This window comes from Nonomuraea sp. NPDC052634 (genome assembly GCF_040678535.1).
Taxonomy (GTDB): domain Bacteria; phylum Actinomycetota; class Actinomycetes; order Streptosporangiales; family Streptosporangiaceae; genus Nonomuraea; species Nonomuraea fastidiosa.
Genome location: NZ_JBFATY010000001.1, coordinates 1,303,044 through 1,318,418 on the forward strand (window position 1 = coordinate 1,303,044; position 15,375 = coordinate 1,318,418).

Annotated in this window: 11 protein-coding genes; 2 read left to right on the top strand and 9 right to left on the bottom strand. The window is 72.1% G+C overall.

All coding sequences use genetic code 11. From position 1 onward, the window contains the following. Positions 1-384: 384 nt before the first annotated feature. Positions 385-1,455 (bottom strand): helix-turn-helix domain-containing protein, encoded by a 1,071-nt coding sequence (locus tag AB0K67_RS06030; protein WP_364053619.1) that lies wholly within the window; start codon positions 1,453-1,455, stop codon positions 385-387. Between the two features lie 130 nt (positions 1,456-1,585). Here AB0K67_RS06030 and AB0K67_RS06035 point away from each other — a divergent pair, with 130 nt between their 5' ends. Then, positions 1,586-5,008 carry a S8 family serine peptidase gene (locus AB0K67_RS06035; RefSeq protein WP_364053622.1) on the top strand — a complete coding sequence of 1,141 codons (3,423 nt, stop codon included), beginning with the start codon at positions 1,586-1,588 and terminating at the stop codon, positions 5,006-5,008. A 158-nt stretch (positions 5,009-5,166) separates the two neighbouring features. Here AB0K67_RS06035 and AB0K67_RS06040 read toward each other — a convergent pair whose 3' ends face one another. Genes AB0K67_RS06040 through AB0K67_RS06055 form a run of 4 tightly spaced genes read right to left on the bottom strand, consistent with a single transcriptional unit; the run spans position 5,167 to position 9,045 of the window. Continuing rightward, complete coding sequence (locus AB0K67_RS06040; protein ID WP_364053625.1) at positions 5,167-6,201, bottom strand: LacI family DNA-binding transcriptional regulator; 1,035 nt, start codon at positions 6,199-6,201, stop codon at positions 5,167-5,169. Positions 6,202-6,218: 17 nt separating this feature from the next. Continuing rightward, positions 6,219-7,031, bottom strand: coding sequence for an ATP-binding cassette domain-containing protein (locus AB0K67_RS06045; protein ID WP_364053628.1), 813 nt, complete (start codon positions 7,029-7,031; stop codon positions 6,219-6,221). Beyond that, on the bottom strand, positions 7,028-8,014 hold the full coding sequence (locus AB0K67_RS06050; RefSeq protein WP_364053631.1) for an ABC transporter permease: 987 nt from the start codon (positions 8,012-8,014) through the stop codon (positions 7,028-7,030). The genes AB0K67_RS06045 and AB0K67_RS06050 overlap by 4 nt, the downstream gene beginning before the upstream one ends. Positions 8,015-8,016: 2 nt before the next feature. After that, the gene (locus AB0K67_RS06055; RefSeq protein WP_364053634.1) at positions 8,017-9,045 is read right to left on the bottom strand and encodes a sugar ABC transporter substrate-binding protein; all 1,029 of its coding nucleotides are present in this window, start codon (positions 9,043-9,045) and stop codon (positions 8,017-8,019) included. A 117-nt stretch (positions 9,046-9,162) separates the two neighbouring features. Between AB0K67_RS06055 and AB0K67_RS06060 the strand changes: the two genes are divergently transcribed. Next, positions 9,163-10,206 (top strand): carbohydrate kinase, encoded by a 1,044-nt coding sequence (locus AB0K67_RS06060; RefSeq protein WP_364053637.1) that lies wholly within the window; start codon positions 9,163-9,165, stop codon positions 10,204-10,206. A 147-nt stretch (positions 10,207-10,353) separates the two neighbouring features. Here the strand turns inward: AB0K67_RS06060 and rhaS are convergent, their stop codons facing one another. From rhaS to AB0K67_RS06080, 4 genes are read right to left on the bottom strand one after another with little or no spacing between them, the layout of a single operon-like run. Then, entirely contained in the window at positions 10,354-11,418 is a 1,065-nt protein-coding gene (gene rhaS / locus AB0K67_RS06065) for a rhamnose ABC transporter substrate-binding protein (protein WP_364053640.1), read from the bottom strand. A gap of 32 nt (positions 11,419-11,450) precedes the next feature. After that, the gene (locus AB0K67_RS06070; RefSeq protein ID WP_364053643.1) at positions 11,451-12,521 is read right to left on the bottom strand and encodes an ABC transporter permease; all 1,071 of its coding nucleotides are present in this window, start codon (positions 12,519-12,521) and stop codon (positions 11,451-11,453) included. A gap of 40 nt (positions 12,522-12,561) precedes the next feature. Then, positions 12,562-13,590, bottom strand: a complete 1,029-nt coding sequence (locus tag AB0K67_RS06075; protein WP_364053646.1) for an ABC transporter permease — start codon at positions 13,588-13,590, stop codon at positions 12,562-12,564. Positions 13,591-13,630: 40 nt separating this feature from the next. Next, positions 13,631-15,136 (bottom strand): sugar ABC transporter ATP-binding protein, encoded by a 1,506-nt coding sequence (locus AB0K67_RS06080; protein WP_364053649.1) that lies wholly within the window; start codon positions 15,134-15,136, stop codon positions 13,631-13,633. Between the last annotated feature and the right edge of the window lie 239 nt (positions 15,137-15,375).

A 15,375-nucleotide genomic window follows, 5' to 3' on the forward strand; every position in this document is an offset into this window, starting at 1 on the left:
GCCAAGCAGGCAAGCGGCCAAGCGGCCAGGCAGGCGGCAAGCGGGCAAGCGGCCAGGCAGGCAAGGGGCAAGCGGGTCGCCCGAGGGGCCGAGACCGAGCTGCGCCTGCAGGGGAGGCCGGCCCTGAACACACGCGGCGGGCGGCCCTGACCAGCCGGCGGGGCTGGGCAGGCGAACAGAACCAGGCTCGCGCGACGAACCAGACCAGGCCCGCACGGCGAACCAGACCAGGCCCGCACGGTGAACGAGACCGGGCTCGCGGGCGACGCAGGCCGACGAGCCTTCTCGTCCCGGGAGGCCAAGAGCCGGGATGGGACATTCCGGGCTGGGGGTCGGCGCTGGTCAGAGCCTCCCTGACCAGTGGGGCGGGGCGGCGGCGTGGGGTCAGATCCAGCCGCGTCTGGTGGCTTCCATGGCGATCTGGAAGCGCGTGCGGACCCCTAACCGGTGCATCAGCTTGGTGATGTGCCGCTGCACCGTGCGCTCGCTCCACCCCAGGGCGCGTGCCGCTGAGCGGTCCGTTGCGCCGGCGGCGAGCAGAGTCAGCAGGCGTTCCTCGTCGGGTGGCAGGTCCCGATCGGGTGCGGGCTCGCCGCCCCCGAGCTCGCCACCGAGCCCGCCGGCCCCGCCCGACCCCGCGGCTCCCGTGAGCCCGTCCGGCCCGCCCTGCCCGCCCGGCCCGCCGGCTCCGGGGAGGCGGACCGGGACGCTGCGGTCCCACAGCGCCTCGAAGAGGGCGATCAGCGCGTCGAGCAGCGGCGACGGGTGGATCAGGTACGACGCGGTGAGCACGTCGTCCCCGGCGCGCATCAGCGGGATGATGGCGAGCCGGTCGTCGGAGATGCCGAGCTTCATGGGCAGCCCGGCGTGGATTCGCGCCTGCTCGCCGTGCTGCATCCCGATCGTGACGTCCTCCAGCCAGCCGGACATCTCCAGCACGCTGGTGTCGTAGATGACCCGGTAGCGCACGCCCCGCCGCAGCAGGTCGAGCTCGACGGAGTTGGGTTCGCGGTGCTGGGCCGGGGCGGCGTACGGCGGGCAGTCGAAGCCGCGCATCTGCGCCCGCGTGTCCCGCTGCATCTGCACCCACCGCTGGTTGACCTCGTCACGCCCGGAGACGACCTCGACCAGCTCGCCGGGGTGGGCGAAGCGGGTGTTGGCGCGGTAGACGTCCATGAGGGCGCGGATGTGGGCGCGTACGCCGTCCAGCTCGCGTTCCCGTTCGCGCAGCAGCGCCTCCAGGCTGCTGTCGGGTGAGACGGCGACGTAGCGGGTGGGCCGGCCGGTGGAGCGGGTGGCCAGGCCGAGGTCGAGCAGCGTCTGCAGAATGCGGCGGGCGGCGGTGGCCGGCAGGTGGCAGTCGGCGACGATCTCGGCGACGGTGGCCTGGGTTCGGCGGACGAGCGCGTGGTAGACCTCCTCGTCCTGAGGGCTGAGCCCGATCGCCTCCAGCACGCGATCCTCCTGTCCGGATAACGACACATGGCGGAAACTCGCCACTAACAGATCTTGTCAGTAATTGGCGGAAGATGTCAGCGTTCTTGAGCACCATCGGCCCCAGTGGCCACAGGAATGAAGGAGCATCATGCCGTTGTCCCCTCGTCGCTCGCCTGGTCGCCGACTGCTGGCAGCCGTCTTACCTGCAGTTCTGCTGACGACCGCGACGTTCGGGACGCTCGTCCCGGCGACCGCGAGCCCGGCCGCGGCGCAGACGGCCCCCGCCCCCGACCGGGGCGGCAAGATCGACGCCAAGCTTGCCGAGCAGATGAAGAGCGCGCGCGGTCGCATCGAGGCGCTCGTCGTATTGCGTACGCTGAAGGAGCCGCCCCCGGCCGACACCCCCGTGCAGGCGCGCGCCGCGCTCAAGGAGAGCGCGGAGCCGGTGCAGGACCCGGTGGCCGAGTTCGTGCGCTCGCGCGGCGACCAGGTGGTCAACACGTTCTGGCTGAAGAACATGATCCTGGTACGTGCCACGCCCGCCACGCTGGCCGCGCTTGCCGAGCTCGAGCTGGTCGATCGGATCATCCCGAACTTCACCCTCACCGCGCCCGAGCCGGAGCGCGCGCCGCAGCCCAGGACCATGGCGGCCGAGGAGACCACCTGGGGCATCGCCAAGATCGGCGCGGACCGCGTGCAGAAGGAGCGCGGCCTGACCGGCAAGGGCGTCCGGGTGGCCGTGCTCGACACCGGCATCGACATCACCCACCCCGACCTGCAGGGCAAGCTGGTGGGCTCGGGCCCGGAGCACGCGGGCGGCTGGATCGAGTTCGACCCTGACGGCAAGCCCGTGGCCAGCGAGCCGCACGACAGCGCCTTCCACGGCACCCACGTGGCGGGCACGATCGCGGGCGGCGACACCTCCGGCACGCAGATCGGCGTCGCGCCCGGCGCCGAGCTGATGGCCGCGCTGACCATCCCGGGCGGCAACGGCACGTTCGCGCAGGTGATCGCGGGCATGCAGTGGGCGATCGCGCCGTACGCCGCCGACGGCACCCCGGCAGGCGAGCCCGCCGACGTGGTCAGCATGTCGCTCGGCGCCGAGGGCTACTTCGACGAGATGGTCGAGCCCGCGAGGAACATCTACCGGGCGGGCGCGTTCCCCGCCTTCGCCGTCGGCAACAACTGCGCGGAGGGCGCGTCCTCCAGCCCCGCCAACGTGTACGAGGCGATCTCCGTGGGCGCGACCGACGCCGACGACAACGTGGGCGACTTCTCCTGCGGCGGCGTGGTCAAGTCGACCGACTGGTTCGACGCGCCGCCGGAGTGGCCGGACTCGTACGTGGTGCCCGACGTCTCCGCGCCCGGCGTGGACGTGGTGTCGACGATGCCCGGCGGCGGGTACGCGGCGCTGAACGGCACCTCGATGGCCACCCCGCACGTGTCGGGCACGGTCGCCCTCATGCTGGAGGCCCGCCCCGACCTGACCGTGGACGCGGCCGAGGAGATCCTGGCCGGCACGGCGGTCGCCGACGACCGCTACGGCCCGCTGCCGAACTCCCGCTACGGCCGTGGCCGCATCGACGCGTACGCGGCGGTCGCCGAGGCGACGCTGACCAGCGGCGTGCGCGGCACCGTCGTCGACAAGCGCGGCCGCAAGCCGCTGGCCGGCGTGCGGGTGACCAGGCCCGACGGGCGCAGCACGGAGACGGACGAGAACGGCCGCTTCGAGCTGCGGATGCCCCCGGGCAAGCACGAGCTGACGCTGTCCAGGTTCGGCTACGAGGACGTGAAGAAGACCGTCACGGTGCGCGAGAACCGGCTCTCCGACACGCGGTTCGAGCTGGAGCGGACCAGGTGGAGCACGATCTCGGGGCGGGTGACGTACGGGCCGACCGGCACGGCCGTGCCCGGCGCCACGGTCAGCGTGCTGGGCGTGCCCGACGAGCTGGCCGCCACCACCGACGCCAAGGGCCACTACACGATCAAGGACGTGCCGGTCGGTGCGTACAAGATCGCCGCACAGGCCACCGGTGTCTCCAGGTCGCCTGAGATCGAGGTGACGGTGGACAAGCACAAGGCGTCGGCGGACTTCACGCTGCCCCGCCGCTCCCCCACCGAGCGGGTCTCGCTCGGCACGGACGGCCGGCAGGCCAACCACGACTCCTGGTGGGCCGAGCTGAGCGGCGACGGCGGCACGGTGGTGTACGCGAGCTTCGCCTCCAACCTCACCGACGAGCGCGACACCAACGGCGAGCTGGACATCTTCGCCACCGACCTGCGCACCCGTGTGACCGAGCGGATCTCGGTGGCGGCCGACGGCGGGATCGGCGACTCGTTCTCGCTGACGCCGACGGTCAGCCGCGACGGCCGGTACGTCGGGTTCAGCAGCGGCGCGACCAACCTCGTCGAGGGCGATGACAACGGCCGGACGGACTCCTTTGTCCGCGACCGGCAGACCGGGACGACCGAGATGGTCTCGGTGTCGTCCAGCGGTGAGCCCGGCGACGACAACTCGGGCTCGCCGAAGCTCAGCGCGGACGGCCGGTACGCCGTCTTCGACAGCATGGCGACCAACCTCGTGCCCGGCGACACCAACGGGCGCAACGACGTGTTCCTGCACGACCGGCAGACCGGCACCACCGAGCGGATCTCGGTGACGCAGGACGGCGAGCAGTCGGAGGGCAACGCCCGCGAGGCCACGATCAGCGCCGACGGCCGGTACATCGCCTTCCAGAGCGACGCATCCGACCTGGTGCCAGGGGACGACAACGGGGAGATCGACACCTTCCTGCTGGACCGGCGGACGGGCACGCTCACCCGCATCACCGGCCCCGACCCGGCCACCTCCACCGACGGCCCCGTGATCAGCGCGGACGGCACCAAGATCGCGTACTCGAACGGCTTCGGGCTCGGCGAGATCTACGTGCAGGACCTGGCCACCGGCAAGGCCGACATGGTGTCGGTGACGCTGGACGGGACCGGCGCGAACGCCCTGACCTTCGCCCCCTCGCTCTCCGCCGACGGAAGCAAGGTCGCCTTCTACAGCAGCGCCGACACCCTCGTCGAGGGCGACACCAACAACCTCAACGACATCTTCGTCCGGGACGTCGCGGCCGGCACCACCTCCCGGGTGTCCGCCGTGCCCGGGGGCGGTGAGGGCGACGGGCGCTCGTACCTGCCGTCGATCAGCGCGGACGGCCGGTACGTGACGTTCGAGAGCACGTCGTCCAACCTGGTCGACGGCGACACCAACAAGCGCTCGGACATCTTCGTGCACGACCTGGTGAACGGGCCCGAGGCGCTGTTCGTGGTGAGCGACCTGAAGGTGACGCCGGAGTCGTCGCCCTCGGGGCACGTGCGGGTGAGCGCGCAGGTGCGCAACATCGGCGAGCGCGAGGGGACGTACGACGCCGTGGTCCGCGTGAACGGCGCCGAGGAGCAGCGGCGCGCGGTGACGCTGAAGCCCGGCAAGGACGCGAAGGTCTCGTTCGAGCTGCGGCGCACCCAGGCGGGCACGTACACCGTCACGCTCGGCCCGCTGACCGGCCACTTCACGGTCAAGCGGTGAAGCGTCCAACGCCGCTGCCCGGCCGCTCCACGGCCGGACGATGATCACATGACGAGGGGGCCGTCCCGGAAGGGGCGGCCCCCTCTGCGTGTGCGGGCTCAGGGGTGGGGACCCCGCGCGGGCTCGGCCGGGCGGGGCTCTTCTCCACGCGTGCGGGCTCAGCCGGGCGGCGGCAGCTCGCCCGAACCTCGGGCGATCAGGCGGGTCGGTACGACCGTGCGGCGGGCCCGCGAGCGGTCACCGTCCAGCCGGGCCAGCGCCAGCTCGGCCGCCGCTCCCCCGATGCCCGCCGGGTCCTGGGCGACCACGGTCAGCGGCGGGTCGAGCGCCTCGGCGAGCGGCGGGTCGTCGAACCCGACCAGCGCCACGTCCTTGCGCCCGGCCCTGGCCAGCGCCACCACCGCGCCCAGGGCGGCGAGGTCGTTGCCGGCGAACAGCGCGGTAGGCGGCTCGCGCAGGCCGAGTAATCGCAGGGTGGCGCGGGCGGCGGCCTCCGGGCCGTGCCCGGTCGTGACGAGCGTGCGCTCGAACGGCAGGCCGGCGGCGGCGAGCGCGTCCCGGTAGCCGCGCAGCCGCTCGCGCCGCGTGTAGAGCGCGGGCAGGTCGCCGACGAAGCCGATCCTGCGGTGGCCCCGGGCGATCAGGTGGGCGACGCCGGCTCGCGAGCCCTCCCGGTTGGCGCTGACCACGCAGTCGGCGGTGAGCCGCGCGGGCGGCCGGTCGAGGAAGACGACGGGCAGCCCGGCGGCGCGCTCAGCGCGCAGGTGCCGGTGGTCGCCGCCGGCCGCGGGCACGATCAGCAGGGCGCTGACCCGGCGGTTCAGGAACGTCGCGATCAGCGCCTCCTCACGTGCCGCCGTCTCCTCGGACGAGCCGACGATGAGCGTGAGCCCGCGCGCCCGTACGGCGTGCTCGACGCCGCCCGCGACCGCGCCGAAGAACGGGTCGCCCAGCTCGGGGATGACCAGCCCGACCGTGGCGTCCCGCGCGCCGATCCTAATGTTGCGCGCCATGAGGTTGGGCCGGTAGCCGAGCCGCCTGACCGCCGCGAGCACCCGTTCCCGGGTCCGCCCGGCGACCGGGCCGTCGCCGTTGAGCACGCGGGAGACGGTCTTGGCGGTCACCCCGGCCTCGCGGCCGACGTCCGCCAGCGTGGGCATCGTGCTCGCCGCGGGCCGCCGCGCGCGCCGCATGACCGGAGCCCGGCCGGTCAGGACAGGCCGATCGCCCGCGCCGCGTCCTCGTCGGCGACGACGGACGTGCCGTCCGACACCCGCACGGCCCCGGTCATGATGGCGACCACCTCAGCCATGCCGTGCTCGCGCGGGTTCAGCACGGCGGCCCGGCGGCCGAGCCGCTGGACGTGGATGCGGTCGGCGATCTCGTACACGTGCGGCATGTTGTGGCTGATCAGCACGACGGGGGTGCCGCGGTCGCGTACCTGCCTGATGAGGTCGAGCACCTGCCCGGACTCCTTGACGCCGAGCGCGGCGGTGGGCTCGTCCATGACGACGACGCGGGTCGCCCACGCCACCGCCCTGGCCACGGCCACGCCCTGGCGCTGCCCGCCGGACAGCGTCTCGACCGGCTGGGTGAGCGAGCCGAGCCCGATCTTCAGCTCCGCCATGTGCCTGGCCGACTCCTCCCGCATGCGCTTCTTGTCCAGCATGCGGAAGACCGTGCCGAGCAGGCCGGGCTTGCGCAGCTCGCGGCCGAGGAACATGTTGGTGGCGATGTCGAGCGAGGCGGCCACGGCGAGGTCCTGGTAGACCGTCTCGATGCCGTGCCTGCGGGCGTCGAGCGGGTCGCGCAGCCGTACGGGCTCGCCGTCGATCTTGATCTCGCCGGCGTCCGGCTGCAGCGCGCCGGTCAGCGCCTTGATCAGGCTGGTCTTGCCGGCGCCGTTGTCGCCGACGACCGCGAGCACCTCGCCCGGCATCAGGTCGAAGTCGGCGCCGTCCAGCGCCGTCACGTGGCCGTACCGCTTGACCAGGCCGCGGGCCTGCAGCACCGGTGTGGTCATCGCGTCCTCCTGCGGGAGAGCTGGTCGACGGCGACCGCCAGAATGACCAGGACGCCGGTGATGAGCGTCTGGTAGATCGACGGCACGCCCATGAGCTGCAGGCCGTTGCGGAACACCCCGACGATCAGCGCGCCGATGAGCGTGCCGATGACCAGGCCGCGCCCGCCGAACAGGCTGGTGCCGCCGAGCACGACCGCGGTGATGCTGTCGAGGTTGTCGGTCTGCCCCGCCCGCGGGTCGCCGACGCCGGTGCGGGAGACCAGCAGCAGGGCGGCGACGCCGTACACGAGGCCGGCCAGTGTGTAGACGCCGACCAGCAGGGGGCGGGTCCTGATGCCGGTCAGGCGGGCCACCTCGGGGTTGTTGCCGAGCGCGTAGACGTGGCGGCCCCAGGCGGTCGAGTCCAGCAGGTACGCGAACAGCAGGAACAGCAGGATCGTCAGCAGCGAACCGTAGGTGACGTTCGTCTGCCCGATGCGGAACGTCTGCCCGAGGAAGGTCAGCGGCGCCGGCAGGTTCGTCACCGTCTGCTCGGCCGAGTAGATGTGGGTCAGCGCGAAGACGACGTTCAGCATGCCGAGCGTCACGATGAACGGCGGCAGCGCGATCCGCGTCACCAGCAGCCCGTTCACCAGCCCGAACCCGGCGCACACCGCGAGCCCTGCGGCGACGGCGAGCAGCGGCGGCCAGCCGGAGTCCACGGCCAGCTTGGTCATGACGATCCCGCCGAACGCCATGATCGCGCCGCAGGCCAGGTCGATGCCCGCGGTCAGGATGATCAGCGTCTGCCCGATGGCCAGCGTGCCGACCACCATCACCTGCTGAATGATCAGCGAGAAGTTGGGCCCGGTGAAGAACTGGGCGCTGTTGAGCCCGAAGAACAGGCAGGCCAGCACCAGCGCCGCGAGGGGCCCGGCGACGGGGGTGGCGATCAGGCGGCCCATCAGGCGGCGCCGCAGCGGCGGCGCTTCCAGCACGGCCATCGTCAGCCCCAGCAGTTGGCCAGGCCGTAGGCGGTGTCCTCGGCCTCGACGCCGGGGACGGCCTTGTCGGTGATGAGCGTGACGCCGGTGTCGGTGTAGCCGGTGGCCTTCTGCCCGGTCTTCGCGAACGCGGCCACCGCCTTGACGCCCAGCTCGGCCATCTTGAGCGGGTACTGCTGGCTGGTGGCGGCGATCTGGCCGGACTGCACGGCCTTGGTGCCGGTGCAGCCGCCGTCCACGGACACGATCAGCACGTCCTTCTCCCTGCCCTTGGCCTTCAGCGCCGTGTAGGCGCCCAGCGCGGCGGGCTCGTTGATGGTGTAGACGACGTTGATGTCGGGAGCCTTCTGCAGGCAGTTCTCCATCGCGGTCTGGCCCTTGGCCTGGTCGCCGCGGGTGTCCTGGGAGCAGACGATCGACGGGTCGCCCTCCTGGACGCCGAACCCCTTGAGGAAGCCGTCGTGCCTGAGCTGCCCGACCGTGATGCCGGGCGCCAGGTCGAGGGTGGCGATCTTGGCGGGTGTGCCGGCCATGGCGGCCTTGGCGTACCGGCCGATCAGCTCACCGGCCTTGAAGTTGTCGGTGGCGAACAGCGCGTCGGTGGCGTCCTGCGGCTCGGTCGGCGTGTCGAGCGCGATGACCAGGACGCCCGCGTCCCGCGCCTTCTTGATGGCGGGCACGATGGCCTTGGTGTCGCTCGGGGTGATGAGGATGCCTTTGACGCCGGCGGCGACCATGTTCTCGATGGCCGTGATCTGGGCGGCGTTGTCGCCGTCGAACTTGCCTGCGGCGCTCATCAGTTCCAGGCCCTCGGCCTGGGCCGCCTTCTGGGCGCCTTCCTTCATCTTGACGAAGAACGGGTTCGTCTCCGTCTTGGTGATGAGGCCGACCTTGGGAGTGGCGGTGGCGGCCTGGTCGGCGCCGCCGCAGCCGGCGATGAGGAGAGCGGTGACGAGGAGTCCGGCCGGAATTCTGACGTTCATGGCGGTTCCCATCGCGGTGCTGGCGATGTCATCGATGTCAGGTGTCATCGATGACATCCGGGCCGTGCTGCGATGATGAACTGCGTCCAGGAGGGCGTCAATGCACATGACCGCGCTCCTGACTGTGCGGACACGGCAGCGTACCCGGGAAGAGAGGCTGGTCCGATGATCGCTGTGCTCGGCGAGTGCGTCGCCGACGGCTTCACCGAGTCCCCACCGGCGGGCGACGCGAGCGTGCCGGGCGGTCCGAGCAGCGCGAACGGGCCCAGCGGCGCGAACGGGCCCAGCGGCGCGAACGGGCCCAGCGGCGCGAACGGGCCCAGCGGCGCGAACGGTGAGGGCGGCGCGGGGGCGGGGCTGGGGTTGCGGGTGCTGCCCGGCGGCGGGCCGGCGAACACGGCGGTGGCGCTCGCCCGGCTCGGCACGCGGGCCCGTTTCCTGGGGCGGCTGTCGGGTGACGTCTTCGGCGAGATGTTCCGCGCCCGGCTGGCCGCGTCGGGCGTGGACCTGTCGGCGGCGGTCGCGGCCGCAGAGCCGAGCACGCTGGCGGTGGCCGCGCTGGACGAGAGCGGGCGGGCCGCGTACACCTTCTACGCCCAGGGCACCGCCGACTGGCAGTGGACGCGCGACGAGCTGGACCTTGCGCGGCTCGGCACCGCCTCGTGCCTGCACACCGGCTCGCTCGCGCTGGTCAAGCAGCCGGGCGCGGCGGCCGTCGAGGAGTTCGCGGCGGCCGCCGCCGAGCGGGTCACGGTCTCGATCGACCCCAACGTGCGGCCCAGCCTCGCCGCGCGGGACGACTATCAGGTGGAACGATGGTGCGCGTACGCCGACGTGCTGCGGCTGAGCGACGACGACCTCGCGTTCCTGCTGCCGGGCACCACGGCGGAGGCCGCCTGCGACCGCTGGCACGCGGCCGGGGCCCGGCTGATCGTGGTCACGCTCGGCGAGATGGGGGCGCTGGTGTCGCTGGACGGCGAGCGCGCCACCGTGCCCGCCGTTCCCGTGGAGGTGGCCGACACGGTCGGGGCGGGCGATGCGTTCACCGCCGGGCTGCTGCACCACCTGGAGGGCAAGGGGCTGCTCGGCGGGCGGCTGGACGGGCTCGACCTGGACACCGCCGTGGCGGCGGCCACGTTCGCGGCCCGCGTGGCGGCGCTGACGTGCACGGTCCCCGGCGCCGACCCACCCTGGTCGCACCAGCTCTGAGCCGGGAAAGCGCGGGGGCCGAACCGTGGCGCGGGTGCGGAGCCCGCTGAGAACGCGGAGGCCGGCCCGGGCGCAGGCACGGAGCCCGATGGAGAACGCGGAGGCCGGGGCCGCGCGCCTCAGGTGCGGTCCCGGCCGTTCCGTGCGTCAGAAGTCGAAGTCGTCGATGTTGTCCTTGGTGAAGACGAACGGGTCGCCCAGCAGGACCGTGCCGTCCTTGCCGACCGTGTAGTCGCCGAGCTTGCCGGCCTTGAACGTCTCGCCCTCCTTGCCGGTGATCAGCCCGGAGGCCAGCGCGCCGCCGGCGTAGGCGGCCAGGTAGCCGAGGTCGGACGGGTTCCACAGGGCGAACGCCTTGACCGTGCCGTCCTTGACGTACGCGCGCATCTGGTTGGGCGTGCCGAGCCCGGTGAGCTGCACCTTGCCCTTGTACTCGGAGGCGGACAGGTAGCGGGCGGCAGCCGCGACGCCGACCGTGGTGGGCGAGATGATGCCCTTGAGGTCGGGGTGCTTGGCCAGCAGGCCCTGCGTCTCCTGGAACGACTTCTGGTCGTCGTCGTCGCCGTAGACCGTGTCGACCAGCTTGAGCTTGGCGTACTCGGGCTTGGCCAGCTCGGTCTTCATCATCTCGATCCAGGTGTTCTGGTTGGTGGCGTTCGCGGTCGCCGACAGGATCGCGATCTCACCGCCCTCCTCGCCGATCGCCTCGCTGATGAGCTTGATCTGCGAGGCGGCGATGCCCTCCGCGCTGGCCTGGTTGATGAACAGGTCCCGGCAGGACGGGTTGGTGTCGGAGTCGTACGTGACCACCTTGGCGCCGGCGGTGCGGGCCTCCTGGAGGGCGCCGCAGATCGCGTCCTTGTCGTTGGCGGAGACCACGATCACGTCGGTGCCCTGCTGCGACAGCGTGTTGATGTAGCTGACCTGCGCCGACGGGCTGGCCTCCGAGGGACCCGTCTGACTGTAGACGCCCTTGAACTCCTCGACCGCGATCTTGCCGCCCTTGTTGTCGGAGGCGTCGAAGTACGGGTTGTTCACCTGCTTGGGCAGGAAGGCGATCTTCAGCCCCTCCTTGATCGTCCCCGTGCCTGCGGAGGCGCCGGAGGTGGGCTGGGCTACCTCTTCCTGGCTCGCACAGCCGGAGACGGCGAGGCTGAACGCGGTGAGCACCGCCAGGGCGACGGCCCTGCCTCCTCGAGTTATCGCTGCCATGATGGGGTTCCTTTCGCGGCCCGCGATCGCGGTCAGGGGGTGACGGATCGCCGGCGGCGCAACCGCTCGCGCACCATGCCGGCGACGTTGGGTCCCACTACGGAGACGATGAGCAGGGATCCGGTGATGATGGTCAGGGTGTTGGCCGGCACGTACGCGAGCTGCAGCGCGTTGCGCAGCGTGCCGAGCAGGATGACGGCGGCGATGACGCCGAGCAGCCCGCCGCGCCCGCCGAAGATGGACACGCCGCCGAGCAGCACCGCGGCCACCACGGCCAGCTCCAGGCCCATGCCGTTGTCGGCGCGGGCGCTGGCGAAGCGCAGCGTCCAGAAGACGCCGGCCAGCGACGACATGGCGCCGGTCGCGACGAAGAGCCAGAACTTCGTGCGGGCCACGCCGATGCCGGTGAAGCGGGCGGCCTCGGCGTTGTTGCCGATGGCGTACAGGCCACGGCCGATCGGGGTGGCGTGCAGCACGAGCGCGAAGACGATCGCCAGGGCGGCGACCACGAGGATCATCCACGGGATGGTCAGCCCGGGGATGGGGGCGATCGCGCCCATGGTCCACTCGGGCGGGTAGTCGGCCACCGCCTTGTCGCCGAGCACCACGTACGCGAGCCCTCGGTAGAGCGCCAGCGTGCCGATCGTCACCGCGAGCGACGGCAGCCCGAAGCCGGTCACGAAGAGGCCGTTGACCGCGCCGAGCAGCGCGCCCAGCAGCAGGCACAGCACGATCACCACGGGCAGCGAGGTGACGCCCCACAGCCAGAGCTGGCCCATGACGGTGCAGGTCAGACCCAGGATGCTGGCCACCGACAGGTCGATCTCGCCGGTGATGATCACCAGGGTCATGGGCAGCGCGATGAGCGCGATCGGGATGACCTCCAGCGTCACGAACCGCCAGAAGCGCGGGCTCGCCACGCCCTCGATCGTGAGCGCGCCGGCCGCGACGACCAGGATCAGCGCCACGACCAGGGCGGCGTCCCAGGAGCCGACGACCGGCCGCACCCGCCGCAGCAGGCCGCCGCCCGCATCCGCTGCCGCCCCGCTTCCGCTACCGGTCCTGGTGCCGGTCCGGATGCCGCGCGCCGTGCTCTCGTTCACGCCGTCCCCCGCACTTTTCGCCGCTTCGTCACGCACCCGGTCAGCCACGGCCGCTCCTTCCTCGCAGGGACCTCGCCATGCGGACGGCCAGCGCCCGGTCCAGGCCGATCGCGGCCAGGATGAGCGCACCCACGGCGGCCCGCTGCCAGAACTGGCTCACGCCGAGCACCGGCAGCGCGCTGCTGATCGTGGTGAGCAGCACCGCGCCGAGCGCGGCGCCGTAGACCGAGCCGCTGCCGCCGAAGATGGCCACGCCGCCGACCACCACGGCGGCCACGACGTTCAGCTCGAAGCCGTTGCCGGCGTTGGCGTCGAGGGTGCCGAAGCGGGCCGCGTACAGGACGCCGGCCAGGCCCGCCAGCGCGCCCGAGACGACGAACGCGGCGAAGACCCGCTTGCCGACCGGGATCCCGGCCAGGCGGGCGGCGGGCGGGCTGGAGCCGATGGCGTACAGCTCCCTGCCGCTGCGGTACGTCCGCAGGTAGTAGCCGGCGGCCACCAGCACCATCACCGCGAACAGCGCCAGCACCGGCACGCCCAGCAGGGTCGCGCTGCCCATCCGCAGGAAGCCGGGCGGCATGTCGGCGGCGTTGATCTGCCGTCCTGTGGCCCAGGTGTAGTCGACGCCGCGGAAGACGTACAGGGTGCCGAGCGTCACCACCAGGGCGGGGACGCGGGCGGCGGCGATGAGCGCGCCGTTGACGACCCCGCAGGCCGCGCCGAGCAGCACGCCGGCGATCAGCGCCACCGGGATGGGCAGACCGGGGTTCGCCAGGAAGAGGCTGCCGGTCGCGAACGCCGACAGTCCCAGCACCGAACCGACCGACAGGTCCACGTTGCGGGTGATGACGACGATGCTCTGCCCGACGGCGAGCACCGCGAGGATGGTGGAGCCGAGCAGCAGGTCCTTGATGCCCTGCGCGGTGAGGAAGCGCGGGTTGACCAGCGTGGTCACGGCCACGAGCAGCACCAGCGCGGCGGCGATGCCCAGCTCTCTGATCACGAACACCCGGTGCACGAGCCGGGTGCCCTCGCGCGCTCCCGTGGGGGCCTGCGTCACCGCCGTCATGCGCCACCGCCCTGTCCCGTGGCCGTTTCGGTCATCGCCGTCATGCGCCACCGCCCTGTCCGGTCGCGGCCAGCATCACCGACTCCTCATCCGCCTGCGTTCGCGGGATGTCGGCCACCAGCCGGCCTTCGTGCATGACGAGCACGCGGTCGGCCATGCCGAGCACCTCGGGCAGCTCGCTGGAGATCATCAGCACCGCGACGCCCTGCCCGGCCAGCTCCGACAGCAGCCGGTGCACCTCGGCCTTGGTGCCCACGTCGATGCCGCGGGTGGGCTCGTCCACGATGAGCACGCCGGGCTCGGTGGACAGCCACTTGGCCAGCACCACCTTCTGCTGGTTGCCGCCCGACAGCGTGGAGACGGGGTCGGTGAGGCGGGCGGTCTTGACCTGGAGGCGTTCGCTCCACATGCGGGCCGCCGCCCGCTCGGCGCCGCCGAACAGCAGCCCGAGCCGGCTCAGCGACCAGCGCCTGGTGAGGGTGGCGTTGCGCTCGACCGACAGCTCCATGACCAGGCCCTGCTGGCGGCGGTCCTCGGGGACGAGGGCCAGTCCCGCGGCGATGGCGGCGGCGGTGTCGCCGGGCGGCAGTGTGCTGCCGTCCACGATCACCTCGCCGGCGTCGGGCCGGTCCACGCCGAACACGGCCCGCGCCACCTCGCTGCGCCCGGCCCCGACGAGCCCGGCGAGCGCCACGATCTCGCCGCCGCGCACGGCGAAGGAGACGTCCTCGAAGACGCCGTGCCTGGTCAGGCCGCGCACCTCCAGGCGGGACTCGCCGACGGCGGCCGCCGTCTTGGGATACAGCGAGGACACCTCGCGGCCGACCATTCTGCGGACCAGCTCCTCGACGGTGAGCTCGGCGGCCGGGTCGGTGGAGACCCAGCGGCCGTCGCGCATCACCGTGATCCGCGAGCAGAGCGTGAAGATCTCGTCGAAGCGGTGGGAGATGAACAGCACGGCCGCGCCCGACTCGCGCAGCGACCCGACGACCGAGAACAGCCGCTCGACCTCCACGCCGGACAGCGCGGCCGTGGGCTCGTCCATGATGAGGACGCGGGCGTCGAACGCGAGCGCCTTGGCGATCTCCACGAGCTGCTGGTCGGCGATGGACAGGCCGCGGGCGGGCCGGTCGGGGTCGAGCCCGACGCCGAGCCTGGCGAACAGCTCGGACGTGGCCGCGCGCATGGCGTTGGCGTCGATGCGCCGCATGCTGCGCAGCGGCTGGTGGCTCATGAAGATGTTCTCGGCGACCGACAAATCCGGAAATAGTGTTGGCTCTTGATAAATCACCGCAATTCCGGCGGCCTGGGCGTCGGCGGGGCCGGAGAACGCCAGCTCCTTCCCGTCCACGGTCAGCGTGCCCGTGTCGGCGGGATGGGCGCCGGCGAGGATCTTCACCAGCGTCGACTTGCCGGCCCCGTTCTCTCCCACCAGGCCGTGCGCCTCTCCGGCGTACAGGTCGAGCCGCACGCCCGACAGGGCCTGGACCGCACCGAAGGACTTGCTGACATCGCGTAGCGACAGGATGGGAGGAGATTCGCTCATACGCCCTCCGGCGCCGTTGTCGGCAAAACGTTTTAATGTGTCCAGAACGTAAAACGGCGGGGAGTTACGTGTCAATACTGCTCGTACGCGACTTGCGCCTGGCCATAAATTTTCTAAAACGATTTAGACACTAGTCGGTCGCACAGGAACGGATCCCCGGCGCGGGCATGGGCGCCACCACCGGTCGCACGGGAGCGGGCCCCGGCGCGGCGGCCGCAGGTGTGTGCGCCACCACCGGC